This window comes from Stenotrophomonas sp. YIM B06876 (genome assembly GCF_030711595.1).
Classification (GTDB): domain Bacteria; phylum Pseudomonadota; class Gammaproteobacteria; order Xanthomonadales; family Xanthomonadaceae; genus Stenotrophomonas.
Genome location: NZ_JAUJUJ010000478.1, coordinates 1 through 619 on the forward strand (window position 1 = coordinate 1; position 619 = coordinate 619).

Here is a 619-nt window from a genome sequence, read left to right on the forward strand (position 1 = left end):
GCTGGTCAAGGTGCGCGACGAGTACATGCCCGTGATCGCGCTGGAGCGGGTCTTCCAGGTGCCACGCACCGACCCGGAAAAGAGCAGCACCATCATGGTGGTGGTCGAGGCCGACGGCAGCCGCGTGGCCTTGCTGGTCGACGAGCTGCTGGGCCAGCACCAGGTGGTGGTGAAGAACCTGGAGTCGAACTACCGCAAGGTGCCCAACGTCTCGGGCGCAACCATTCTGGGCGATGGCAGCGTGGCCCTGATCCTGGACACTGGCGGCCTGGTCCGCCGCGCACGACATTAATTTACAGGCCCGTGGGCCATAGCAATCAAAGGAGAGTTCACCATGGGTGTGATGGGAAAAACAGGCGAGATCGCCGCAGCAGGTGCCCGCGAATACCTCACGTTTCGGCTGGACCAGGAAGAGTATGGCATCGACATCCTGAAGGTCCAGGAGATCCGTGGCTATGAGCCGCCGACCCGCATCGCCAATGCGCCCGAGTTCATCAAGGGCGTGGTCAACCTGCGCGGCACCATCGTTCCCATCGTGGACATGCGCCTGAAGTTCAACTGCGCGCAGGCGCAATACAACAGCTTCACGGTGGTCATCATCCTGAACCTGCACAACCGC

At 62.0% G+C, this 619-nt stretch carries 2 protein-coding genes; both read left to right on the plus strand.

The features are described 5' to 3' along the window. Positions 1 to 292, plus strand: a 292-nt coding sequence (locus QZH66_RS18015) for a chemotaxis protein CheW (protein WP_305807177.1), incomplete at its 5' end; no start/stop codon positions are given. A 42-nt stretch (positions 293 to 334) separates the two neighbouring features. Continuing rightward, positions 335 to 619, plus strand: a 285-nt coding sequence (locus tag QZH66_RS18020; protein WP_305807178.1) for a chemotaxis protein CheW, incomplete at its 3' end; no start/stop codon positions are given.